Raw genomic sequence first — 21,974 nt, forward strand, 5'->3', positions numbered from 1 at the left:
ACCGAGGCCACGGTCAATAATCGGTTACAATCCTCCGTCCGGTCAGTTGAACGGCTTTTTCGACCCCAAGGTCGAACGTGACCAATACTCCATGATTTTCGTTAATGCGGCCATTAACGGGAACGGTTTTGCGGCGGCGCCAGACATGATTTGCGAGGCCGGTGCGGACTGCAAATCCGCGACAAGCCTTGGCGCGGTCTTTTACGGTGACGCTGGCGCGGAGTTAAGCGGTGTTATAGGTTTCGATGAGACAATCGTGTTGACGGACACCGACACTACGACACGCTTTATCGGTGCTGCGGGGTTTTCCTCGACGCGGGAGGTCACGGCAGTCGAAGTCCCGGCGGATTAACAAAAGTTAATCGTCGCCTTTTTGACGTCACCGAGCACGAATGACCGCGCTGCGGAGCGAAAGGCTGTCCTTGCAATCAGCAAGTTGGCGAACCGTCAGCCACCTTTGCCGCACAACGATCCGCGCCACGCGGAAATCAATCCCCCGTTTCCGCTCGAGATACCCTTTTGGCAGGCGCCTTTGGATCACGCGCCAGAGCAAGCCAAGCCGAAAAAAACGCAACCGTTTTGAACTCTATTTTTCGATCGTCGCCCATGTCATCCGCACTCCTGAGCTAAATGCAGCGACAAGCCAGAACGGCAATTTGACAGAAACCAGGATCACCCAAAGCCGGACCGATGATACTGATAGTCCAAGTGCGGCGAACACGACTATCAAAGGGGCAACGATTTCCACGTGCCAACCCAAGGCGTTATGCCAACTAATCGATCCATCATACTGGCGGAAGATCGCGTCGCGATAGCGCGACAAAAACGTGTCGAGCTTGTGCATAAGCGCCTTGCCGACCAAAAGCGGCAGTGCCGTCGTCATCGGCCATTTCTTCAACAACTCGATAGGAAGGATCGTCGAGCTTACTGCCTTAAGCTACGCGAGGACGGACGGCAGCTCGACCGCGACTAATTTTTGCGCCACGACCTTGGCCTGCATAAGGACTAACCCAAGTGCCACAAGAACGTCGTAGCCGAAGGACATCGTAAGGCCTATCGCGATCGCACTCACGACCTGCAGACTTACACCGGTGCGGAAAAACATATCGAAACTTTGGCGCGCGACAACACCCATTTTCAGCGCGAAAAGGCTGGCGACCAAAAGTACCGCCGCCCCTGTGGGACCCCGGCGACACTTAGTTCAGATGAGGCTAGCTCGAGGCTAGCTCAACGCTTTCCGAAGATTCTCATCAATTTTCTCAAGGAAACCGGAGGTCGTCAACCAACGCTGATTAGGTCCAACCAAAAGCGCAAGATCCTTGGTCATGAACCCGGCTTCCACGGTGTCGACGATGACTTTTTCAAGCGTCTCGGCAAACGACATCAACGCTGCATTGTCATCCAGTGTCGCGCGGTGCTTCAAACCACCAGTCCACGCGAAGATAGACGCAATCGAGTTGGTCGACGTCGCCTCGCCTTTCTGGTGCTGGCGATAGTGACGCGTCACGGTGCCATGCGCCGCTTCCGATTCTACGATTTTTCCATCCGGGGTCATCAGGATGGAGGTCATCAATCCGAGACTGCCAAACCCTTGCGCCACCGTGTCAGACTGCACGTCGCCGTCGTAGTTCTTGCACGCCCAGACATACCCACCGGACCACTTCATCGAAGACGCCACCATGTCGTCAATCAGACGATGCTCGTAGTAAATCCCGGCTTCCTTGAATTGGTCCGCGAACTCTTCATCAAATACCTTCTGAAACAGGATCATGAACTGACCATCATATTGTTTCAGAATGGTATTCTTCGTGGAAAGATACACCGGCCACCCAAGCGACAGCCCGTAGTTGAACGTGGCCCGGGCGAAATCAATGATCGAGTGATCAAGGTTATACATCCCCATGTAGATGCCCGAAGACGGCGCCTTGAAAACCTCATGTTCAATGACTTCACCGTCATCACCGACGAATTTCATCGACAGCGTTCCGGGGCCGGGAAATTTCATATCTGTGGCCCGATACTGATCGCCATAAGCGTGGCGTGCAATGACAATGGGACGCGTCCATCCCGGCACAAGGCGTGGGACGTTTTTGCAAATGATCGGTGCGCGAAACACGACACCTCCCAGAATATTACGGATGGTCCCGTTCGGACTGCGCCACATCTTCTTTAGGCCGAACTCTTCAACGCGACCTTCGTCAGCCGTGATCGTCGCACATTTGACGCCGACGCCGACCTCTTTGATCTTTTCCGCCGCATCAATGGTGATCTGGTCTTCGGTGCGATCGCGCTCTTGTATGCTCAGATCGTAGTAAAGCAGATCAATATCGAGATAGGGCAGGATCAGCTTTTGTTTAATGAAATCCCAGATAATCCGGGTCATCTCGTCGCCGTCAAGCTCGACAACAGGGTTTTCAACTTTGATCTTAGACATGTGCGAACGCTCCCTCGGACCACAGAGGTGGACTTGCAGGATCGGTACCGCAACAGGCGTCTAATGGAAAGTCGGTATACCACCGCATACCAAATGGCAGCGGTGCTAAGCCGAATTCATCATGGAAAGGTCCTTCGCCTTAGCGCGACGTTTCGGTCAGACGTCTGGTCACATATTCTGAAGTGTTGCCGATCATCGTTTCCATGTGCGGATCTTCAAAGAAATGCCCGGCGCCCTCGATCTCCTGATGGGTGATCGTGATGCCCTTTTGCTCGTGCAACTTCTCGACAAGCGTATGGGTATCGCGCGGTGGCGCAACCCGGTCGGCAGTGCCGTTGATTACAAGACCCGAAGCCGGGCAGGGTGCCAGAAACGAAAAGTCGTACATATTCGCAGGCGGCGACACCGAAATAAATCCGGTGATCTCCGGCCGACGCATCAAAAGCTGCATCCCGATCCATGCACCAAACGAGAAACCGGCGACCCAGCAATGTTTGGCGTTCTGGTTCATCGACTGTAGGTAATCGAGCGCGGAAGCCGCATCGCTCAATTCGCCCACTCCCTGATCGTATTCGCCCTGACTGCGTCCGACACCACGGAAGTTAAACCGCAGGACCGTGAAGCCCATGTTGTAAAACGCATAGTGCAGATTGTAGACCACGCGGTTGTTCATCGTACCCCCGAACTGCGGGTGCGGATGCAAGATGATCGCAATCGGTGCGTCCTTGATTTTCTGCGGGTGGTAGCGGCCTTCGAGACGACCTTCCGGTCCAGGAAAAATGACTTCGGGCATGGGTCCCCATTATGTTTGTCGCCCCGCGGCGCCCGCCAATTCTTGACGGAATTGGTCAGGGTCTTTAGAAGCATTCTAAATCGGAGATGCGTGACCCCGACTGATCCCGGCTGAACTAAGCAATGGGGCCGGAAAGGTCAATGAGTTAAGGAAACGTGTAGGATGAAGCTGAGCACCAAGGGCCGCTACGCGATGGTGGCTTTGACGGATTTGGCGATGGTGGCGGAGGGGACGCTTTTGTCTTTGGCCGAAATCTCAAAGCGTCAGGATATTTCGCTGCCTTATCTCGAGCAGCTCTTCGTTAAGCTGCGCCGGGCCGGGCTTGTTGAATCTGTGCGCGGCCCTGGCGGCGGTTACCGCCTTGCCAAATCACCGACGCTTATTCGCGTTAGCGAAATCCTTGGCGCAGTCGATGAGACCGTCTCAGCCCTCCATAAGGGCGCGGGTGCTTCGGGCGCTGTATCCGGCAGCCGCGCGCAATCCCTGACCAACCGTCTGTGGGAAGGGCTGTCGGCGCAGGTCTATGTGTTTTTGCACCAGACCCGCCTGAGCGACATTGTTGGCAACGAGCTTGCGCCATGCCCGGCCGTTCCGGCTCTTTTCGAGGTGGTGGACGAGGCGTGAAAAACGCGCATCGAATACGACGTGCCGCCGTGTGCCACCCGTCCCTGACACTTTGGACTTGTTGGGTTAGTGCGGATGCGTGACCGCGTCTATCTGGACTGGAACGCGACAGCGCCCCTGCGCCCCGAGGCCCGTTCAGCGATGATTCACGCCTTGGATCAGGTCGGCAACCCGTCTTCCGTTCATGCCGAGGGCCGGATCGCGCGCGGGTTGGTCGAACGCGCACGCGGATCGGTCGCCGAACTGGTCGGGTGTAAGCCGTCTGAAGTCGTCTTCACCAGCGGCGCCACCGAAGCCACTTCGGTATTGCGCATGTTGTCGCAAACCCACGCGGTCTGCGTTCAGGAGACCGCCCATGATTGCCTTTGGGCTCATTTCGACCTGACACATGCCAAAAGTGGTGCCGCCACGCTGGCTATGGGCCTTGCGAATTCGGAAACGGGGGTGGTCAGCCTGCCTGAAACGGACGGGCAAGGGCGTTGGTCTTACGGCGATACTCTTTGCGACACGCTCCTTCTCGATGTTGTGCAGGCGGTCGGGCGCATCCCATGGAGCTTTGCGTGGTCCGGCGCGACCCTGGCCATCCTTTCAGCGCACAAAATCGGCGGTCCGAAGGGCGTCGGCGCACTGATTGTCCGGGAAGGTACTGATATAGCAGCTCTTCAGCTTGGCGGCGGGCAGGAACTGGGCCGGCGTTCAGGCACCGAAAACGTCGCAGGAATTGCAGGTTTTGGTGCGGCGGCGACCGCCGCCCTGGAAGAATTGAACCAGGGCGCCTGGACGCGCGTCGAGAAACTTAGAAACATTCTAGAAAAGACACTGGCATCTGACGCAAAAGAGACTATTTTTGTCGGGTATGATCTTGAACGTTTGCCGAACACATCATGTTTCGTCACGCCGGGCTGGAAGGGCGAGACGCAAGTGATGCAGATGGACCTTGCCGGATTCGCGGTTTCAAGCGGTTCGGCCTGTTCGTCAGGCAAGGTCAAAGTCCCGCGCGTTTTGCGGGCAATGGGATTAAGTGACGGCCAGGCAGAATGCGCTTTGCGCGTGTCGTTTGGCCCCGAAACGATAGAAGATGATGTGCTGCGGTTTTGCGAAGCGTGGCTCAGACAGGAACGTAAACACCGCGATCGAGCGGCGTAAAAAGGGAGCCAGACATGGCAGCGTTGGACAATACCGATGTGAAAGACGGCGTCGATCAGGAAACGGTCGATGCAGTGCGCTCGCTCTCCGGCGAGTACAAATACGGTTGGGCCACCGACATCGAGATGGATTACGCACCAAAAGGTCTGTCCGAGGACATCGTGCGCTTGATCTCCGAAAAAAACGGCGAGCCTGAGTGGATGCTGGAATGGCGTCTGCAAGCCTACGCGCGTTGGCTGAAAATGGACGAGCCCGAGTGGGCGATGATTGATTATCCGAAGATTGATTATCAGGAACAGTATTATTACGCCAAACCCAAAAGCATGGCCGAAAAACCGAAGTCTTTGGACGAAATCGACCCCAAGCTTCTGGAAACATATGCAAAACTCGGAATTCCGCTGAAGGAGCAGATGATTCTGGCAGGTATTGAAGGAGCCGATGATGCGCCGTCCGAGGGCCGAAAAGTGGCCGTTGATGCCGTGTTCGATAGCGTCTCAGTTGGTACGACTTTTCAGGCCGAATTGAAAAGAGCAGGCGTGATTTTCTGCTCAATCTCGGAAGCCATCAAAGAGCATCCCGAACTGGTGAAGAAGTACCTCGGCACCGTCGTTCCGCAGTCCGACAACTACTTTGCAACGCTCAACTCTGCCGTCTTCACCGACGGCTCGTTCGTCTACGTCCCACCGGGTGTTCGCTGCCCGATGGAGCTGTCGACCTACTTCCGCATCAACGCTGAAAACACCGGCCAGTTCGAGCGCACGCTGATCATTTGCGATGAAAAAGCATACGTCTCTTACCTCGAAGGCTGCACCGCTCCGCAGCGTGACACGCACCAACTTCATGCAGCGGTTGTCGAGCTTGTCTTGATGGACGACGCCGAGATCAAATACTCGACTGTCCAAAATTGGTATCCCGGTGATGAGAACGGCAAAGGCGGCATCTATAACTTCGTTACCAAACGCGCCGATTGCCGGGGTGACCGCTCGAAAGTGATGTGGACTCAGGTCGAAACCGGCTCTGCCGTGACGTGGAAGTACCCGTCCTGCATCCTGCGCGGCGATGACAGTCAGGGCGAATTCTACTCCATCGCCATTACCAACAATATGCAGCAGGCCGATACCGGCACGAAGATGATCCACCTTGGCAAGAACACCAAAAGCCGGATCGTCTCGAAGGGTATCTCGGCGGGCAAAGCGCAAAACACCTATCGCGGTCTTGTCTCAATGCACCCACGGGCCAAAAACTCACGCAATTACACGCAGTGTGACTCGCTTCTGATCGGCTCTGAATGCGGAGCGCATACTGTTCCCTACATCGAGGTCAAAAACAACTCGAGCCGCGTTGAACACGAAGCCACTACATCGAAAGTGGACGACGACCAGCTCTTTTATTGCCGCCAGCGCGGCATGGACGAAGAAACGGCCGTGGCCTTGGTGGTGAACGGCTTCTGCAAAGAGGTGCTTCAGGCGCTGCCGATGGAATTTGCCATGGAAGCTCAACAGCTTGTGGCTATCTCGTTGGAAGGGTCGGTCGGTTAAAATGCTGCGCGCGATTATTCTTTCAGCCGTTCTGACGGGGACGTTTTGCGCAGGGTTTGCTGTCCTGATTGATCTCGCAACCGATATGTTGGCGCGTCAGCAGTTGATCATCGTCAGCTTTTCGTCGGGCTTTCTGGGAAGCGTGTTTGCGCAGACCGTCCTCAACCGCTGGAAAAAGAAACGACCCCTTGGGGAGAGAAGAATATGATCGTTACGACTACGTCCTCGCTCAACGGCCACGAAATCAAGGACTACTGCGGTGTCGTGGTTGGCGAAGCTATCCGTGGTGCCAACGTCTTTCGCGATCTCTTTGATCAGATCACCGACATCGTCGGTGGTCGCTCGGGCGCCTATGAGCACGAGCTTGGCAAAGTCCGCAATAAAGCCCTGCGCGAGTTGGAAGAACGCGCCACGGAAAAAGTCGCTAACGTCGTCGTCGGCGCCGATTTCGACTACGAGGTCATCAACAAAATGCTGATGGTCTCGACCAGTAGCACGGCGGTGGTGATCGACTGATATGTCGCGGTTTTTGCATCATACCCCTGCGTTTCCCGTCAAAACCTATGGTTTTTCGGCGAAAAGCGGCCAATTCTCCTTAAGGCTGCCCTTCTTTGGTCACGAAGCGTTGGTTTTGTCCCCATCAAGCACTCAAGGGGATGCAACACATGGGAACGGCGCAAGCTACACATCAGACGTTCGAAGATCGTCTCAACCGGATCAACAAGGGCGCGGCCAATACGATGGGCGAAGTCCATATTGGTCCGCGCGACGAGGAAACTGCGCGCGCGGGCAAGGCAACCAATACGGTGCGCATGAAGTCCAGGAAGAAAAAGGTCAAAGTGGGCGAGGGATCAAATCTGGTTCTGGTTCCAGTGGCCATCGTCATCGGCGGTTTGTCGGTCTTCGCAGGGCAAGCGGCGGCTTTCCACTTCTTTCAGGACGGCGGCTTGATGCCGGTGACGCTTCCCGAAGCGATCGGAATGGTCGAACCGTATCTCATCCACGCACATCTGGTGATCGGCGGTCTCCTGGCGTTGATCTTCACTTGGACGTTTGGCTTCAACGGCACGCTTCGCAAGCTGGCGGTTGTCGCGGGCTTTGGTGCCATGTTGTTTGGACAGGCTCAGATGATGGAGCGATTTCCAGGCATTTATGCCAATTTCTTTTCCGAGGCCTACGTGGCTCAGACCTTAGACAAGACCGTCTAACCACAACTCACACACACCTAACCCATTTTGGGGCCCGCCTTTTAGGCGGAGCCTCTTTTCCTGTTGCACGAGGCGAAAAATGTTAAAAATCAATAACCTGCACGTCAAACTTGAAGAAGAAGAAAAGATCATCCTGAAGGGCGTAAACCTGGAAGTGCCAGCTGGCAAAGTTCACGCGATCATGGGTCCGAACGGCTCTGGAAAGTCGACGCTAAGCTACGTTCTGTCGGGGCGTGACGGCTACGAAGTGACGGCTGGTTCGGCCACGCTGCAAGGTCAGGAAATTCTCGAGCTTGACCCCGAAGAGCGCGCTTCAGCAGGCCTTTTCCTAGCGTTCCAGTACCCGGTGGAAATCCCCGGCGTCGGCAACATGACGTTCCTGCGCACGGCCTTGAATTCACAACGAAAAGCACGCGGGGAAGACGAACTAAGCGCTGCCGACTTCCTCAAGTTGATCCGCGAGAAGGCCAAGTCCCTGAAAATTGACGCCGACATGCTGAAACGCCCGGTCAACGTGGGCTTCTCGGGTGGCGAGAAAAAGCGTAACGAAATCCTGCAGATGGCGATTCTTGAGCCGAAGATGTGCATCCTCGACGAGACCGACTCGGGCCTCGACGTCGACGCAATGAAGCTTGTCGCAGATGGCGTAAACGCGCTGCGCGCTGAAGGTCGGTCGTTTCTTGTGATTACCCACTACCAACGCCTTCTCGACCACATCAAACCAGACGTCGTCCACATCATGGCGGACGGCCGTATCGTAAAAACTGGCGGTCCGGAGCTTGCGCTTGAAGTAGAAAACAACGGTTACGCCGACATCTTTGCGGAGGTTGCGTAATGGCTCTGCCGCAGGCAAAAACCGACGCTACCGAGGCACGGCTTGCGCATCTTCAGATGCCCGACGGCGCGGGTTGGGCAAATGATGCGCGCGCCGATGCGCTTTCGCGATTGCGTGCCATGGGTCTTCCGGGCGCACGCGACGAATACTGGCGGTTTACACGGCCCGATGCCTTGAACGCGCCAGTTGCGCCCGGCGCGGCAGTTTTTGACGCCAAGGAAACGGCTCTGTTCAGCGATATCGACCGGCTACGCATTGTTTTTCGCGATGGCGTCTTTGACGCCGAAGCGTCCGACGACTTCAGCCACGAAAACCTCGCAATCGAGCGGCTTTCCGATGCGACCGCCAAAGATATCCACTGGGCCAAAGACCTCTATGGCGTGCTGGAAACCCGTGGCCAAACTCCGGTAAAACGCCCCTTCGCAGCGTTGAACACGGCGTTTGCCACCGACGGGGTTGTTGTACGCGCAACGGGCAAAGTGTCCAAGCCGGTCTCGTTTGTGTATCTCCACGAGAACCCAAACAGCGACGCGATCCTGCATTTCGTCGTGCGGGTAGAAGAGGGCGCCGAGCTTACAATTCTTGAAAACGGTCCCGCTGCCGCGCGTTTTAACAAATGCATGGAAGTCGAGATCGCAGACCGCGCCACCTTCCACCACGTCCGCGCACAAGGCCGCGATCACGAGCGACTTGCGATAACGCATTTGTTTGCGCGCCTTGGCGAGGAAAGCACGTTCAAATCCTTCACCTTGACTGCAAATGGCCGCCTGACCCGAAACGAGGCCGTTATCGAAGTGAACGGTGACAACGCCACCGCCCATATCGCGGGCGCGGCCGTCGGCGACGGTGATTTTCACCACGACGACACGGTCTTCATCACCCACGACGCGGTGAATTGCGAAAGCCGTCAGGTGTTCAAAAAGGTGCTTCGTAACGGCGCGGTTGGTGCGTTTCAGGGCAAAATTCTCGTTAAAGCCGGTGCGCAAAAGACCGATGGCTACCAGATTAGCCAGGCGCTTTTGCTCGACGGTGATGCAGAGTTCCTCGCCAAACCCGAGCTTGAGATCTACGCCGACGATGTGGCCTGTTCGCATGGCTCCACCACCGGTGCGATCGACGAAGAGGCGCTGTTTTATCTGCGTTCACGCGGTGTCCCAAGTAGCGAAGCCCAGGACCTTCTGGTGCTCTCGTTTCTCACTGAAGCCATCGACGAGATCGATGACAAAGCAATCTCCGCCGATATTCTTAGCCGACTTGAGGGCTGGCTGCATCGCCGCCGGAGATCGTGAAAGGCCAATCTGAGTGAGTGTTGCCCTTGATATCGTCCGCACCTATCGAGCCCCGCGCGAAGTGCTGCGGCGTCGCATCGGCGCAAGCGAGCGGGAAGATCGCGCACTTGCGATCCTTATGGGCGCTTGCTTTTTAATCTTCATCGCGCAATGGCCGCGCTTGTCGCGCGAGGCATTCCTGAGCGACGCGGTCGCGTTGGACGGATTGATGGCGGGTGCGCTGTTCGGTTGGGTGATCATCGCGCCGCTGTTCTTTTACACAGTTGCGCTGCTTGTCCATTGGATTCTGAAGGCACTGGGGCGGGCATCCACTGGCTATATGTCGCGCGTTGCGCTGTTCTGGGCGCTGCTTGCCGCGGCCCCGATGTGGCTTATGTCCGGTTTGATGACAGGATTTATCGGCGAAAGTCTGGGCACTTCGATGCTTGCGGTGGTTGCCCTTGGATCGTTTGTGGTGTTTTGGGCTTCCGGAGTGATTGAAATTGCCAAACGACCCGTGCCCGAACAGGAATAAATGATGCTGAACACGTTCTTTCCAATCGCGTTGCAAGCCCTGCGCGAACCGCGCGAAGCGGCCAGCACGTTGATGTCCTTGGGCGTGCCTGTGGTCGCGCTTTGGCCAGCGTTTGGAGCACTTGTGTGCCTTTCGGTGATCCTGTCTTTCTTAAGCGGCGGGCTGGAACAAACCGCCGGGCAGGCCGCCCTTGGGCCGCTGGTTCTTGCAATCACTTCGGCAGTTGCCGGCGCCGCATCGGTCTTTCTTGTCTGGAAAGTCGGCGCTGCAATGGGCGGCAAGGGCCGCTTTGAAGAAGCGCTGCTGCTTACTGTTTTCCTGCAAGGCCTCATTTTCGCAGGCCAGTTGGTCGAGTTTCTTCTGTTCCTTTTCGTTCCGCCTTTGTCGGGGCTGTTTTCTCTGGCGATCATCCTTCTCACGTTCTGGATCAACCTGAATTTCATTGCAGCGCTGCACGGATTTGCCTCGCTTTGGAAATCCTTCGGCGTACTTCTTTTCGCGTCACTTGGTGTGGCGTTGATCCTGATCTTTCTGATGTCGCTGCTTGGCGTACAATTCATGGCCGGAGGACTGGCGTAATGTATGACGTCGAAACCATTCGCAAAGACTTCCCTATCCTTTCGCGGGAAGTGAACGGCAAGCCGTTGGTCTATCTCGACAACGGCGCTTCGGCGCAAAAGCCAAGCGTCGTGATCGACGCAATCACCAATGCCTACGCTCATGAATACTCAAATGTTCACAGGGGTTTGCACTACCTTTCCAACGTTGCCACGGAAAAATACGAAGCCGTACGCGGCACCGTTCAGCGCTTCCTGAATGCTGCCTACGAGAACGAGATCGTCATGAACTCCGGCACCACCGAGGGCATAAATCTCATCGCTTACAGCTGGGCTATGCCCCGCATGGAAGCGGGCGATGAGATCATCCTGTCGGTAATGGAACACCACGCTAATATCGTTCCCTGGCATTTTCTGCGCGAACGCCAGGGTGTGAAACTGGTCTGGGTCGACGTCGATGAAACCGGTGGGCTGGACCCGCAAAAAGTCCTCGACGCGATCACGCCGAAGACGAAACTCATTGCCGTTACGCATCTGTCCAACGTGCTTGGCAGCCGCGTTGACGTGAAAACCATCACGGCAGGCGCGCATGCAAAAGGTGTGCCCGTGTTGGTCGACGGCTCCCAGGCTGCTGTCCACATGCCCGTCGACGTTCAGGACATCGGCTGCGACTTCTATGCGATCACTGGGCATAAGCTCTACGGTCCGTCTGGCTCAGGTGCGATCTACATCCGCGCCGACAGACAGGCTGAAATGCGCCCATTTATAGGCGGCGGGGACATGATCCGCGAAGTCCACAAGGACGCGATCACGTGGAACGATCCGCCGATGAAATTTGAGGCGGGCACGCCCGGTATCGTCCAGCAAATCGGCCTTGGCGTGGCACTTCACTATATGATGGACCTTGGCATGGCGAACATCGCGGCCTACGAGAACACTTTGCGCGACTATACACGCACCCGTCTTGACGGCTTGAACTGGCTGAACGTTCAGGGCACGACCCAAGACAAAGCCGCAATCTTCTCGTTTACGATGACGGGGGCCGCTCATGCGCACGACATTTCCACGGTGCTCGACAAAAAAGGCGTCGCCGTCAGGGCAGGGCAGCATTGCGTCGGCCCCTTGATGGATTACCTCGGGGTCAGCGCCACGTGTCGCGCAAGTTTTGGCCTTTATAATACCGAGGCCGAGGTCGACACGTTGATAGATGCGCTTGAGCTTTGCCATGAACTTTTCGACTAGGCCACCGAGCTTGTCCCTGCGAGCAATTCCTTTATTGCAGAGCCGAGATCACCTGAGTATACGCCGCTCTAGGCACCCGTAGCTCAGCTGGATAGAGCGCTGCCCTCCGAAGGCAGAGGCCTCGCGTTCGAATCGCGACGGGTGCACCATAAAATCAACGACTTAGAAGATTTCAACTGGGTCCGCTTGGTCTTGTGGTTCATTTTTGGATAATTCGGGACCTACGACTTCGATAGTGTTTTCTGACCGCAGATTCAGGCCCTGTACCCCTATCCCCCTTTTTATTTGATCTCAGTGTGCGTGCATAGGGGGCGCGGGTTTCCAAACTGGGTAACATTAAAGGTTCATTCGCCGCGTTATTTGCCCATCACTGAAATCAGAAAGCGCAAGACATCAACTCCGTACCGCTTTCAGGCTACAGAGAAATCCCGCCCGCACCTTTTGCGTTAACTTCGGGCTACGATCAAATCCGATGCCTTTTCGCCAATCATGATCGCAGGCGCATTGGTGTTGCCGGACACGATCTCCGGCATGATCGAACAATCCGCGACCCGCAGACCCTTGATGCCATGCACGTTCAGGGCGGCGTCCACGACAGCATCGGTGCCCGAACCCATCTTACAGGTGCCCGCCGGGTGGTAAATCGACACGCTGTTGTTGCGCGCCCAATCCAAAGTGCCGTCGTAGTCGTCCATGCCAAGCGATTGATCAGGGCGGAATTCCTCGGCGATCATCGAGCTTAGCGGAGCCAGACGTGCAATGCGCCGCGCGATATTTACGCCCTCAACAAGAGTCCGGCAATCGGTCTCGGTCGCCAGATACCGTGGATGAATTTTCGGATAGGATCTGGGCGAGGGCCCATCAAGCCTGATCTCGCCCCGGCTTTCGGGACGCAGCTGACACACCGACATTGTGAAAGCCGAAAACGGATGCACGCCTTCGCCGGGACTGTCGGCAGACCAAGGTTGCACGTGGAATTGGATATCCGGCGTTGCCGCATCGTCGTGCGTTTTAAGAAACCCGGTCGCCAAAGACGCGGCCATCGTCATCGGCCCCGAACGGAACATCGCGTACTTCAAGGCGATCCGCGCCTGATTGAACAAGGATCGTACCTCGTCATTCAGCGTGGGTTCGTTGCACTTGAACACAAGCCGCGCCTGTAGGTGGTCTTGCAAGTTCTTGCCCACGCCCGGCAAATGGTGCGCTGGCTCGACACCGTTTTCCTTCAGGTGTTCGGCGTCGCCGATCCCCGAAAGCATCAGGATTTGCGGCGAATTGATTGACCCGCCCGACAACACAATCTCGCGTCGCGCCGTGACGATTTGTTCGCTGCCGCTTGCATCGCGATACGACACGCTGACCGCACACTTGTTCTCGATGTTTACCTTGGAGACCAGCGCCTTCGTCACGACCTTCAGATTAGTGCGGCTGCGGATCGGCTTCAGATATGCCACTGCGGCACTGCACCGGCGGCCGTTTTTCGTGGTCAGCTGGAAATACCCGACGCCTTCCTGTGTCCTGCCGTTATAGTCGGGATTGAAAGGATAGCCCGCAGCTTGCGCAGCCGCGACCCAGGCATCACAGATGGGACGCTGGATCCGCATGTCTGAGACGGCGAGGGGGCCTTCGTCCCCGTGGAACTCATCCGCGCCGCGCTCGTTCGCCTCGGCGCGCTTGAACAATGGCAACACATCATCCCAGCCCCAGCCGGTGTTCCCCATCTGACGCCAGCGATCATAGTCCCCGGCTTGCCCGCGGACGTATAACAATCCGTTCAGCGACGACGACCCCCCCAAAACCTTGCCGCGTGGCCAGTCGATGGATCGCCCATTCAGTCCCGGATCCGGTTCAGTGCGATAACACCAGTCGACCTTCGGATTATGCATAGTCTTGAAATAACCAACGGGGATGTGAATCCAAGGGTTCGTATCGGCAGGACCGGCCTCTAGCAGGACGACTTTCACGTTGGGATCCGCGCTCAAACGATTGGCCACAACACAGCCCGCTGACCCTGCGCCGACGACGACATAATCCGCTTCCATGTGCGTCTTTCCCCTTTTGTTGTAGAAAACACTATACAGACCGACGACCACTTTGGGGATCACTGGATGGGCGAAAAGGACCTCTTTCACGAGGTGTCCGTCTGTGTCCCGCTGATCATTTACGACCCGCGGCTTTAAGCCTATCCCACCCGAGGGCCATCTTGGAAGCCCTCGTCGAAGCCATCGAGCTTGTGCTCACCTTCCTCGACAAAACGGGCGCGCCGCCGGCATATCATCGTCTCGACAGTTGCTCGCTGGAACCGATCTTGCACGGCCAAACCCCCTATGACTGGCGCGACGCTGTCTTCTCGGAAGTCGACTATGCCTTCTTTGCTGCCCGTAAAACACTCGGCACGGACCCATCCAGATTCTGCGTCAATATGATCCGCAAAAGTTAACGGAAATCCGTCCATTTCCCCGACTGGCCTCTGCAGCTTTTCGACCTTCGATCTGACCCAAAGGAGTCTCACGAGCTTGGCCGATCTCCCGACCATAACGACGCCCGCTGCGAAAGGTGCGACCACCTCACGATCCGGCTTTTACGGCGCAAAAATCGCACCACGATCACCAAAGAACAGCCTTTGAAAGCCCGTGATGGAAAGGAGGTGATCTGCCTTATGATCGGTAAATGGGCCCCGACACGCAACTAGACCGAACCGCGGCGCGCGCCTAAGATGCCTCTATGCTCAATAAAGTCGTCTCCCCTTCCGAAGCCGCCGCCCTGATCAAAGACGGGGATGTCATCACAACCTCTGGCTTCGTTGGAATAGGTGTTCCCGACGAACTTCTCCGCGCCATTGAGGACCGCTTTGTTGAAACCCAAAGCCCGCGCGATCTGACGCTGTTCTTCGCTGCGGGGCAGGGCGACGGCAAAGACCGCGGTCTCAATCGCCTCGGTCACGAGGGCCTTTTGAAACGAGTCATCGGCGGCCACTGGGGGTTGATCCCCAAAGTCGCGGCACTCGCCGTTGATGGCAAAATCGAGGGCTGGAACCTGCCACAAGGCTGCATAAGCCAGCTTTACCGTGACATTGCGGCCGGCAAGCCGGGAATGCTCTCAAAGGTTGGGCTTGAGACCTTTGTCGACCCAAGAAACGGGGGCGGTGCCATAAATGATATATCAACCGAACCTCAACTGAAATTAATTGAGATTGACGGCGAAGAGGTTCTTTTTTACCCGGCCCAACGCCTGACGGTCGCGCTTCTGCGCGGCACGACAGCCGACCAGGCTGGCAATATCACGATGGAGCGCGAAGCGCTTATAATCGACAATCTTGCCCAGGCGATGGCCGTGAAAAACGCAGGCGGCGTCGTCATCGTGCAAGTCGAACGGATCGCACGCAATAAATCCCTTCTTGCCCGCGATGTGCAAATCCCAGGGATTCTCGTGGATGCCGTCGTGGTCTCAAAGCCCGAAAATCACCTTCAAACCTACGCCACGCCCTTCAACCAAGCCTTCACTAACCGCATCCGTCCGCCCGAAGGCGAAATCCCCCCGATGCCGCTCGATGCTCGCAAGGTCATCGCCCGTCGTTGCGCCTTTGAATTACCGGTCAACGGCGTCGTCAACCTTGGCATCGGTATGCCCGAGGGGGTTGCCTCGGTCGCCGCCGACGAGGGCCTTCTGGAACATCTGACCCTGACCGCGGAGCCGGGCGTCATCGGCGGGCAGCCCGCATCCGGCCTCGATTTTGGTGCGGCGGTGAACACCGATGCGGTCATCCCGCAAAACAACCAGTTCGATTTCTATGATGGCGGGGGTCTCGATATGGCCTGCCTTGGCCTCGCCCAAGCCGACCAGTACGGCAACGTTAACGTCTCGCGCTTCGGCCCGCGTCTTGCAGGGGCAGGGGGCTTCATTAATATTTCTCAGAATGCCCGCGCCCTCGTCTTTGCGGGCACCTTCACCGCATCGGGTTTGAAAATCGCGGTCGAGAACGGCGGATTAACAATCCTGAACGAAGGGGCGCACCGAAAATTCTTACCTGATGTCGAGCAGGTCACCTTTTCGGGAACGCGTGCCGCACGCCTTGGCCAGCCCGTGATCTACGTGACGGAACGCTGTGTGTTCGAACTAACCCCCAATGGTTTGAAGCTCACCGAGATTGCCCCGGGCATTGATCTGGATCGCGACATACTCGCATTGATGGAGACGCCCCCGATTATCGAAGACCTGGCGCTTATGGACGCGCGTATTTTCCAGTTAGCCGAGATGGATCTCCGCGTCGATCTCCTCCATCTTGATCTACCGATGCGCGTGGCCCTGGACACCACGCAAAATCGGCTGTTCTTAAACTTTGAGAAGATGCGCATCAAAAGCGAAGCCGACGTCAAACTAGTCTGTGAGGCGGTTGAAGGCGTTTGCGCACGACATCCGCAACGCGTTGATGTCATTGTGAATTACGATGACTGCCGCATCGGGGACGATGTGGTGAACGCATGGGCGCGTATGGTCACAACCTTGGAGAAAAAGTACTATAATAAGATAACTCGTTACGCAGGGTCTGCCTTTATGCGCCTGAAGCTTTCCGAGGCTTTTCCAGCGCACCGCCTCCACATCTTTGAGACGAGATCACAAGCCAGCCGCTATCTTGAAGGCGATTAACGAAGATTAATTCGCACAACGGGCAAAGCCCCAATCGGTTTAGTGATTTCCGCCGCGTTCGAACCGCCCCGCATCCTCGGCGGCTTTGCGAATGGCGCGGCTTTTATTAACCGTTTCCTCGTATTCGGCTTCCGGATCGCTGTCCCAAACAACACCGCCACCGGCCTGCACGTACAAGGTCTCGTCCTTCAAAACGGCCGTGCGCAAAGCGATACACATGTCCATGTCGCCGCCCGCCGAGAAATATCCGACGCCGCCGCCATAAACACCGCGTTTTTCGGGTTCCAACTCGTCGATAATTTCCATCGCACGCACCTTCGGGGCGCCTGAAACCGTCCCCGCCGGCAAACCTGCAAGCAATGCCGACAAAGCGTCTTCGTCCTCGCGCAATTCTCCTACCACGTTCGACACAATGTGCATGACATGGGAATAGTGCTCAACGATGAACTCTTCTGTGGGCCGCACTGTACCGATCTTTGCCACCCGACCCACATCGTTGCGGCCTAAATCCAACAGCATCAGATGCTCGGCCAATTCTTTCTCGTCGCCCATCAGATCGGCCTCATAGGCGCGATCCTCCTCCGGCGTAACACCCCGTGGCCGCGTACCAGCGATTGGACGCACCGTGACTTCGCCGTCAAACACCCGCACCAAAATTTCCGGAGACGCCCCGATAACCTGAAAGCCGCCAAAGTCGAAATGGAACATGAACGGCGAGGGGTTCGTGCGTCGCAATGACCGATAGAGCGAAAAAGGTGCTAGGGGAAAAGGTTGCGACCAGCGTTGCGATGGCACGACCTGAAAAATGTCGCCTGCCTGAATATACTCGCGCGCCTTCTCGACGGCCGCTAAATAATCCGCCTTCGCGAAATTTGAGACCGGGTCAGGCGCTGCAAATTCTTCGCCAAGATCGCGGTCCGCGCTTGGCACCGCGCGCTCCATATCGCGCACCGCGTCCATCACCCGTTCCGCGGCTTGCGCATATGCAGCCCGTGCGTTTTGCCCCGATGATATCCAAGCAGGTGCACAGACAATCACTTCGCCCTTTACGCCATCCAGCACAGCAACCACGGAAGGTCGCAACATGATCGCGTCGGGCACACCTAAAACATCCGGGTTAACATTGGGTAAATGCTCGACCAGACGGATCATATCATAGCCGAGATAGCCAAAAATCCCCGCCGATGCGCCGGGCAGTCCAGCAGGCAATTCAATCCGGCTTTCTGCAATCAGGGATCGCAACGATGCAAGCGGATCAGCCGATTCATCAACAAATGCGCTACGATCAAACCGCGCGTTGCGATTAATCCGCGCGGTTGCCCCATGGCACTCCCAGATTAAATCCGGCTTCATGCCAATGATCGAATAGCGCCCCCGCACCTCACCGCCTGTGACCGATTCAAGTACGAACGCATCCGCCTTCGCACCCGTCAACTTCAGCATCAATGACACCGGAGTATCCAAATCCGCCGCCAGCCGCGTGTAGACCAATTGGTTCTCGCCCACATCATAGCTGCGAGCGAAATCGTCATAAGAAGGGGACAGGCCCATCAGTACGATTGCGAGGTAACGGCCGTGATTGCGGCCTGATTGATATAGACCTCTGTCTCGCTCAGCACCGATTGGGTAAAGGCGGTTAAAAGGCTTTGGGACAACTCGCGCGCGGTCTCCTGACCGAACTGCGTCACCACCAATTGCGCTTCCGGCGAGCTTGGATCGGGCACTGCAATGCGATCAAGCCGCACCAGCCATGCTTCACCGGCCTCCGAAAGAACACGCACTTCGCCTTCGTCCATATCAAACACCTGATCGGTAAAATCTGGAGGTGTTCCATCCACAAACCCTGACCGTTCCAAGGCACGATCTGTCTCAAGCGCAAGCCCCAAACCAGCCATCTCGGCCCCACCGTTCAACCGGACGGCATAGGCTTCGGCCTGCGCCGTCAAAGCGGCCTCGGCCTCGGCTGCGTCCCAGGCATCGACCACAGCGCCGCGCACCGTTTCGAAGTCGCGCAATTCTGGCGCCCGGATGTCTTCCAGCGTCAGAACGAAAATGCCGCCATCTTCCAATTCGTTCACTTCGGCAAAAGCGCCAACCTGTGCAGTCGCAGCCGCCAGCCGGAACGCGTCATAGGCCGCAATCCCGTCGGCGACATCGTCGCGCCAGTCAATCGAGCCGACCTGCATGTCTGTGCGTTCGGCCAACTGATCAACACTCGCGCCACCGGCAATCAGGTCCTCGACCTGCGCTTGTCCTTCAAGAATGATCCGCCGCGCACGGTCCGCCGCTGCCTCGTCCGCCAATTCGGCGCGCGCCTCGTCAAACGTGGTTTCCTGCGCTGTCAGAATTGCATTCATCCGGAACAATGCCGGCCCAAGTGATGACGGTAAAGGCCCAACCACGTCTGGTCCATCAAGGGCGAACAACGCTTCGCCGGCCGCTTCAAGCTCGCCCGCCTCAACCTCGCCAAGGTCCACGTCATCAAGCGACAATCCGCGCTCGTCGACCAGGGCATCAAACGTGACCTCTCCATCGTCAAGGCGGGCTTTCGCATCATCGGCTTCGGTTTGCGACGCAAAGACTAACCGCTCAACCAAGCGGCGCTCGGGCTGAACGTATTCGCTGATTCGGCCGTCATAAATTGTGCGCAACTGGGCGTCGTCTACCTCGATATCGTCCACGATCATATCAGGTGTCAGCCAGGCATAGCTGATCACCCGCGTTTCGCCTTGGGTGAAGCGCTCTGGATTTTCTTGATGAAACGCACGCAAATCGGCGTCCGATGGTTCGGCAAGCGGCGCGTCAAGATCGTCTTGGGTCAGCCGCGCCCATGTTATGTCGCGCTCTTCACGGGCATAGTTGAACAACGTTTGCGTAAAGACGTCCGGCGTGCGAACACCGGATTGAACCGCCGCGCGTAATAGACCACTTGCGATCCCGGTGCGAATTTCGTTTTCGTACTCGCGCACGGTCGCTCCGTTCTGGCGCAGCGCGAGCTCGTAGGTCTGGCGGTCAAATGCGCCTGACAATCCTTGAAAAGCTGGGCTCGCAGCCACCTCGCGTCCGACGTTCTCGTCGCCGATGGACACACCTGCTTCAGCCGTCGCGTTCTGCAAAGCGGCATCGCTGACGACCTGACTAAGGGCCGCGCGATCAAAGCCAAACTCGCGGGCTTGCTGCACGGTCAAAGCCTGACCCGTTACCTGTTGGTAACTACGCATTTGCGCCTGAAGGGTCCGCGCATATGTGTCTACATCCACTTCCGTGTCGCCCACCGTCGCGACGCTGCGAAGCGAGCCGCCAAAGTTCGTCGCGCCAAACCCAGCAAGGCCGGCAACAAGCATCACCATGATGATCCAGACGAAGACGTTTGAGGCTTTTTTCTTAGCCATATGCACGTGTCCTTTTGCAGCGGTCGCGACTACCTACGCGAGCGCTAGAGGCCGTGCAAGACCTGCCCGCTAAAGTGTAAGTGATCCAAGCCGTCGCGCCAGTTCGCCGATCTCGGCCGTGTCGATGTTGGCAAACGCAATCCGCAAAGATTGCAGACCAAGCGCATCCCCCTGCGGCGTAAACATCGTCCCCGGAAGCGCCAGCACAGACGCCTCTGAAACAAGGTGTTTCGCAAGCGCATCAGACGCCATTGGGTAGGGGTGTTTCAGATAAGCAAAATACGCCCCGGCCCCAAGCACTTCCCATCCCGACAGCGTCGACATCTCGCGTTCAACCGCCGCGCGCCGTGCAAGGATTTCCGCGCGTTCCCCGCCCAACCATTGCTTCAGATTCTGCATGCCCCAAAGGGCGGCCATCTGCCCAAGCTGGTTGGCGCAGATCGCAACTGTGTCCAGAAACTTCTCAACTTCCGCCAAACGGGCAGGGGACGTCACCATCGCGCCCACGCGGTGCCCTGTCAGCCGATAGGCCTTCGAGAACGAATAAAGCTGGATCAGCGTGTCGCGCCAATCGCGACAGGTGAAAAGATCATGCGGCGCGCCTTTGCGGGAATGAAAATCGCGGTACGTCTCGTCCACAATCAAAGCAATCCCGCGCGCACGACACAGCTCGAAAAACACGCGCACCAGGCTGGCTGGGTATTCCGCGCCCGTCGGATTGTTCGGTGTCACCAAAACAATCGCTCGCGTTTTGTCCGTGATAAGACCGGCGGCGACCTCGGGGTCGGGCAACATGCCTGCGCCGCAGGGCATCGGCACAGATTGAATGCCCGCCATATCAAGCCACATTTTGTGATTGAAGTACCAGGGTTTTGGAAGAAGAACTTCATCTCCTGTTCCGGCCAGAGTCGAGATCGCAGCTGCAAAAGCCTGATTGCACCCTGACGTGATCGCAACGTCCACGGCATCCACCGATCCGCCGTAGGCATCGGACCAATCCGCCGCCACTTGTTCGCGCAGATCGCCCAGCCCCAAAACCGGCCCGTACAAATGCGCCTGAGGCACATCGACCGCAAATCGCGCAATCGCTTCACGCAAGGCTTGGGGTGGGGGGGCAACCGGAGCAGCCTGCGAGACATTCAGCAAAGGACGGTCAGCCGGGAACGAAATCCCTGAGATCCACCGCCGCGCCTCCATCACAGGAGGTGCCTCGGTTGCCGCCATCGCCGGATGAATACGCATCAGGCCTTGCCGCGGTAGGGCTCAACATATTGCAAAGCCATATCCCACGGAAAGAAAATCCACGTGTCCTGGCTGACACCGGTGATGAAAGTATCCACCATCGGTTCACCCTGCGGCTTTGCGTAAACAGTCGCAAAATGCGCATTCGGATAAAGCTCGCGCACCAACTCTAAGGTCCGCCCGCTATCAACCAAATCATCTACGACCAGAATGCCGGTGCCATCGCCCATCATCTCGGCGTTCGGCGCTTTCAGGACCTTTGCTTCCGATTGCGCCTGATGATCATAGGACTTCACTGAAATCGTATCGACCGTTCTCACGTCCAATTCACGCGCTACGATCATCGCCGGGGCCATTCCGCCCCGTGTGATAGCGACAATTGCTTTCCACGCGCCGTTATCAGGCCCGTGTCCGTCCAACCGCCACGCCAAAGCGCGAGAATCGCGGTGGATTTGATCCCAAGAGACGTGAAACCCCTTCTCGTGTGGCAGCTGCTCGGTCATTCTTTGCGCT

At 57.0% G+C, this 21,974-nt stretch carries 23 protein-coding genes and 1 tRNA gene; 15 read left to right on the forward strand and 9 right to left on the reverse strand.

Annotated features, from left to right (window positions below; translation table 11 throughout):
- Positions 1–352, forward strand: a 352-nt coding sequence (locus AC221Y_RS06945; protein ID WP_486707049.1) for a transferrin-binding protein-like solute binding protein, incomplete at its 5' end; no start/stop codon positions are given.
- 234 nt (positions 353–586) lie between these two features.
- Here the strand turns inward: AC221Y_RS06945 and AC221Y_RS06950 are convergent.
- The 4 genes from AC221Y_RS06950 to AC221Y_RS06965 all read right to left on the reverse strand — a co-directional run bounded on the left by AC221Y_RS06950 (position 587) and on the right by AC221Y_RS06965 (position 3,227).
- Positions 587–883 carry a hypothetical protein gene (locus AC221Y_RS06950; protein WP_486707050.1) on the reverse strand — a complete coding sequence of 99 codons (297 nt, stop codon included), beginning with the start codon at positions 881–883 and terminating at the stop codon, positions 587–589.
- A 54-nt stretch (positions 884–937) separates the two neighbouring features.
- Positions 938–1,162 carry a hypothetical protein gene (locus tag AC221Y_RS06955; RefSeq protein ID WP_299755471.1) on the reverse strand — a complete coding sequence of 75 codons (225 nt, stop codon included), beginning with the start codon at positions 1,160–1,162 and terminating at the stop codon, positions 938–940.
- A gap of 60 nt (positions 1,163–1,222) precedes the next feature.
- A complete protein-coding gene (locus tag AC221Y_RS06960; RefSeq protein ID WP_486707051.1) occupies positions 1,223–2,434 on the reverse strand; it encodes an NADP-dependent isocitrate dehydrogenase in 1,212 nt (403 codons plus the stop codon).
- Between the two features lie 139 nt (positions 2,435–2,573).
- On the reverse strand, positions 2,574–3,227 hold the full coding sequence (locus tag AC221Y_RS06965) for an alpha/beta hydrolase (RefSeq protein ID WP_299755475.1): 654 nt from the start codon (positions 3,225–3,227) through the stop codon (positions 2,574–2,576).
- A gap of 162 nt (positions 3,228–3,389) precedes the next feature.
- Here AC221Y_RS06965 and iscR point away from each other — a divergent pair, with 162 nt between their 5' ends.
- The 12 genes from iscR (at position 3,390) to AC221Y_RS07025 (ending at position 12,329) form a co-directional block, all read left to right on the forward strand.
- Positions 3,390–3,851: a Fe-S cluster assembly transcriptional regulator IscR gene (gene iscR, locus AC221Y_RS06970; RefSeq protein ID WP_299755478.1), complete on the forward strand. Its 462-nt coding sequence runs from the start codon at positions 3,390–3,392 to the stop codon at positions 3,849–3,851.
- A 75-nt stretch (positions 3,852–3,926) separates the two neighbouring features.
- Positions 3,927–4,997 (forward strand): cysteine desulfurase family protein, encoded by a 1,071-nt coding sequence (locus AC221Y_RS06975; RefSeq protein WP_299755479.1) that lies wholly within the window; start codon positions 3,927–3,929, stop codon positions 4,995–4,997.
- A 14-nt stretch (positions 4,998–5,011) separates the two neighbouring features.
- Positions 5,012–6,535: a Fe-S cluster assembly protein SufB gene (gene sufB / locus AC221Y_RS06980; protein ID WP_299755481.1), complete on the forward strand. Its 1,524-nt coding sequence runs from the start codon at positions 5,012–5,014 to the stop codon at positions 6,533–6,535.
- Between the two features lies 1 nt (position 6,536).
- Entirely contained in the window at positions 6,537–6,743 is a 207-nt protein-coding gene (locus AC221Y_RS06985; protein ID WP_486707052.1) for a hypothetical protein, read from the forward strand.
- Positions 6,740–7,051: a heavy metal-binding domain-containing protein gene (locus tag AC221Y_RS06990; protein WP_486707053.1), complete on the forward strand. Its 312-nt coding sequence runs from the start codon at positions 6,740–6,742 to the stop codon at positions 7,049–7,051. The genes AC221Y_RS06985 and AC221Y_RS06990 overlap by 4 nt, the downstream gene beginning before the upstream one ends.
- Before the next feature lie 149 nt (positions 7,052–7,200).
- Positions 7,201–7,743 (forward strand): hypothetical protein, encoded by a 543-nt coding sequence (locus tag AC221Y_RS06995; protein WP_299753120.1) that lies wholly within the window; start codon positions 7,201–7,203, stop codon positions 7,741–7,743.
- Positions 7,744–7,822: 79 nt separating this feature from the next.
- Positions 7,823–8,578, forward strand: coding sequence for a Fe-S cluster assembly ATPase SufC (gene sufC, locus AC221Y_RS07000; protein ID WP_486707054.1), 756 nt, complete (start codon positions 7,823–7,825; stop codon positions 8,576–8,578).
- Positions 8,578–9,867 (forward strand): Fe-S cluster assembly protein SufD, encoded by a 1,290-nt coding sequence (gene sufD, locus AC221Y_RS07005; RefSeq protein ID WP_299753124.1) that lies wholly within the window; start codon positions 8,578–8,580, stop codon positions 9,865–9,867. Before sufC ends, sufD begins: the two co-directional genes overlap by 1 nt.
- A 13-nt stretch (positions 9,868–9,880) precedes the next feature.
- Positions 9,881–10,381, forward strand: a complete 501-nt coding sequence (locus AC221Y_RS07010; protein WP_299753126.1) for a YIP1 family protein — start codon at positions 9,881–9,883, stop codon at positions 10,379–10,381.
- Positions 10,382–10,384: 3 nt separating this feature from the next.
- Positions 10,385–10,960: a hypothetical protein gene (locus tag AC221Y_RS07015; RefSeq protein WP_299753128.1), complete on the forward strand. Its 576-nt coding sequence runs from the start codon at positions 10,385–10,387 to the stop codon at positions 10,958–10,960.
- Positions 10,960–12,180, forward strand: coding sequence for a cysteine desulfurase (locus AC221Y_RS07020; protein WP_486707055.1), 1,221 nt, complete (start codon positions 10,960–10,962; stop codon positions 12,178–12,180). Before AC221Y_RS07015 ends, AC221Y_RS07020 begins: the two co-directional genes overlap by 1 nt.
- Positions 12,181–12,252: 72 nt before the next feature.
- A tRNA-Arg gene (locus AC221Y_RS07025) sits at positions 12,253–12,329 on the forward strand.
- A gap of 297 nt (positions 12,330–12,626) precedes the next feature.
- On the opposite strand, the gene AC221Y_RS07030 is transcribed toward AC221Y_RS07025, so the two are convergent.
- Positions 12,627–14,222, reverse strand: a complete 1,596-nt coding sequence (locus AC221Y_RS07030; protein WP_299753152.1) for a GMC family oxidoreductase — start codon at positions 14,220–14,222, stop codon at positions 12,627–12,629.
- 161 nt (positions 14,223–14,383) lie between these two features.
- Here AC221Y_RS07030 and AC221Y_RS07035 point away from each other — a divergent pair, with 161 nt between their 5' ends.
- Both AC221Y_RS07035 and AC221Y_RS07040 read left to right on the forward strand, forming a co-directional pair.
- Complete coding sequence (locus tag AC221Y_RS07035; protein ID WP_299753132.1) at positions 14,384–14,620, forward strand: hypothetical protein; 237 nt, start codon at positions 14,384–14,386, stop codon at positions 14,618–14,620.
- A gap of 284 nt (positions 14,621–14,904) precedes the next feature.
- On the forward strand, positions 14,905–16,827 hold the full coding sequence (locus AC221Y_RS07040; RefSeq protein WP_486707056.1) for an acyl CoA:acetate/3-ketoacid CoA transferase: 1,923 nt from the start codon (positions 14,905–14,907) through the stop codon (positions 16,825–16,827).
- Between the two features lie 39 nt (positions 16,828–16,866).
- On the opposite strand, the gene trpE is transcribed toward AC221Y_RS07040, so the two are convergent.
- From trpE to gpt, 4 genes are all read right to left on the reverse strand, one after another.
- Positions 16,867–18,378, reverse strand: a complete 1,512-nt coding sequence (gene trpE, locus AC221Y_RS07045; RefSeq protein WP_299753136.1) for an anthranilate synthase component I — start codon at positions 18,376–18,378, stop codon at positions 16,867–16,869.
- On the reverse strand, positions 18,378–20,219 hold the full coding sequence (locus AC221Y_RS07050; protein ID WP_299753138.1) for a peptidylprolyl isomerase: 1,842 nt from the start codon (positions 20,217–20,219) through the stop codon (positions 18,378–18,380). Before AC221Y_RS07050 ends, trpE begins: the two co-directional genes overlap by 1 nt.
- A 69-nt stretch (positions 20,220–20,288) precedes the next feature.
- Positions 20,289–21,461 (reverse strand): aminotransferase, encoded by a 1,173-nt coding sequence (locus AC221Y_RS07055; protein WP_299753140.1) that lies wholly within the window; start codon positions 21,459–21,461, stop codon positions 20,289–20,291.
- Positions 21,461–21,964 (reverse strand): xanthine phosphoribosyltransferase, encoded by a 504-nt coding sequence (gene gpt, locus AC221Y_RS07060; RefSeq protein ID WP_299753142.1) that lies wholly within the window; start codon positions 21,962–21,964, stop codon positions 21,461–21,463. Before gpt ends, AC221Y_RS07055 begins: the two co-directional genes overlap by 1 nt.
- Between the last annotated feature and the right edge of the window lie 10 nt (positions 21,965–21,974).

Source organism: Boseongicola sp., assembly GCF_057460485.1.

Excerpts from the sequence above, each read along its gene's own strand:
- AC221Y_RS06950 (WP_486707050.1), bottom strand. The coding sequence starts at position 883 with ATGACGACGGCACTGCCGCTTTTGGTCGGCAAGGCGCTTATGCACAAG.
- AC221Y_RS06960 (WP_486707051.1), bottom strand. The coding sequence starts at position 2,434 with ATGTCTAAGATCAAAGTTGAAAACCCTGTTGTCGAGCTTGACGGCGAC.
- AC221Y_RS06965 (WP_299755475.1), bottom strand. The coding sequence starts at position 3,227 with ATGCCCGAAGTCATTTTTCCTGGACCGGAAGGTCGTCTCGAAGGCCGC.
- iscR (WP_299755478.1), top strand. The coding sequence starts at position 3,390 with ATGAAGCTGAGCACCAAGGGCCGCTACGCGATGGTGGCTTTGACGGAT.
- AC221Y_RS06975 (WP_299755479.1), top strand. The coding sequence starts at position 3,927 with ATGCGTGACCGCGTCTATCTGGACTGGAACGCGACAGCGCCCCTGCGC.
- sufB (WP_299755481.1), top strand. The coding sequence starts at position 5,012 with ATGGCAGCGTTGGACAATACCGATGTGAAAGACGGCGTCGATCAGGAA.
- AC221Y_RS06985 (WP_486707052.1), top strand. The coding sequence starts at position 6,537 with ATGCTGCGCGCGATTATTCTTTCAGCCGTTCTGACGGGGACGTTTTGC.
- AC221Y_RS06990 (WP_486707053.1), top strand. The coding sequence starts at position 6,740 with ATGATCGTTACGACTACGTCCTCGCTCAACGGCCACGAAATCAAGGAC.
- AC221Y_RS06995 (WP_299753120.1), top strand. The coding sequence starts at position 7,201 with ATGGGAACGGCGCAAGCTACACATCAGACGTTCGAAGATCGTCTCAAC.
- sufC (WP_486707054.1), top strand. The coding sequence starts at position 7,823 with ATGTTAAAAATCAATAACCTGCACGTCAAACTTGAAGAAGAAGAAAAG.
- sufD (WP_299753124.1), top strand. The coding sequence starts at position 8,578 with ATGGCTCTGCCGCAGGCAAAAACCGACGCTACCGAGGCACGGCTTGCG.
- AC221Y_RS07015 (WP_299753128.1), top strand. The coding sequence starts at position 10,385 with ATGCTGAACACGTTCTTTCCAATCGCGTTGCAAGCCCTGCGCGAACCG.
- AC221Y_RS07020 (WP_486707055.1), top strand. The coding sequence starts at position 10,960 with ATGTATGACGTCGAAACCATTCGCAAAGACTTCCCTATCCTTTCGCGG.
- AC221Y_RS07030 (WP_299753152.1), bottom strand. The coding sequence starts at position 14,222 with ATGGAAGCGGATTATGTCGTCGTCGGCGCAGGGTCAGCGGGCTGTGTT.
- AC221Y_RS07040 (WP_486707056.1), top strand. The coding sequence starts at position 14,905 with ATGCTCAATAAAGTCGTCTCCCCTTCCGAAGCCGCCGCCCTGATCAAA.
- trpE (WP_299753136.1), bottom strand. The coding sequence starts at position 18,378 with ATGGGCCTGTCCCCTTCTTATGACGATTTCGCTCGCAGCTATGATGTG.
- AC221Y_RS07050 (WP_299753138.1), bottom strand. The coding sequence starts at position 20,219 with ATGGCTAAGAAAAAAGCCTCAAACGTCTTCGTCTGGATCATCATGGTG.
- AC221Y_RS07055 (WP_299753140.1), bottom strand. The coding sequence starts at position 21,461 with ATGCGTATTCATCCGGCGATGGCGGCAACCGAGGCACCTCCTGTGATG.
- gpt (WP_299753142.1), bottom strand. The coding sequence starts at position 21,964 with ATGACCGAGCAGCTGCCACACGAGAAGGGGTTTCACGTCTCTTGGGAT.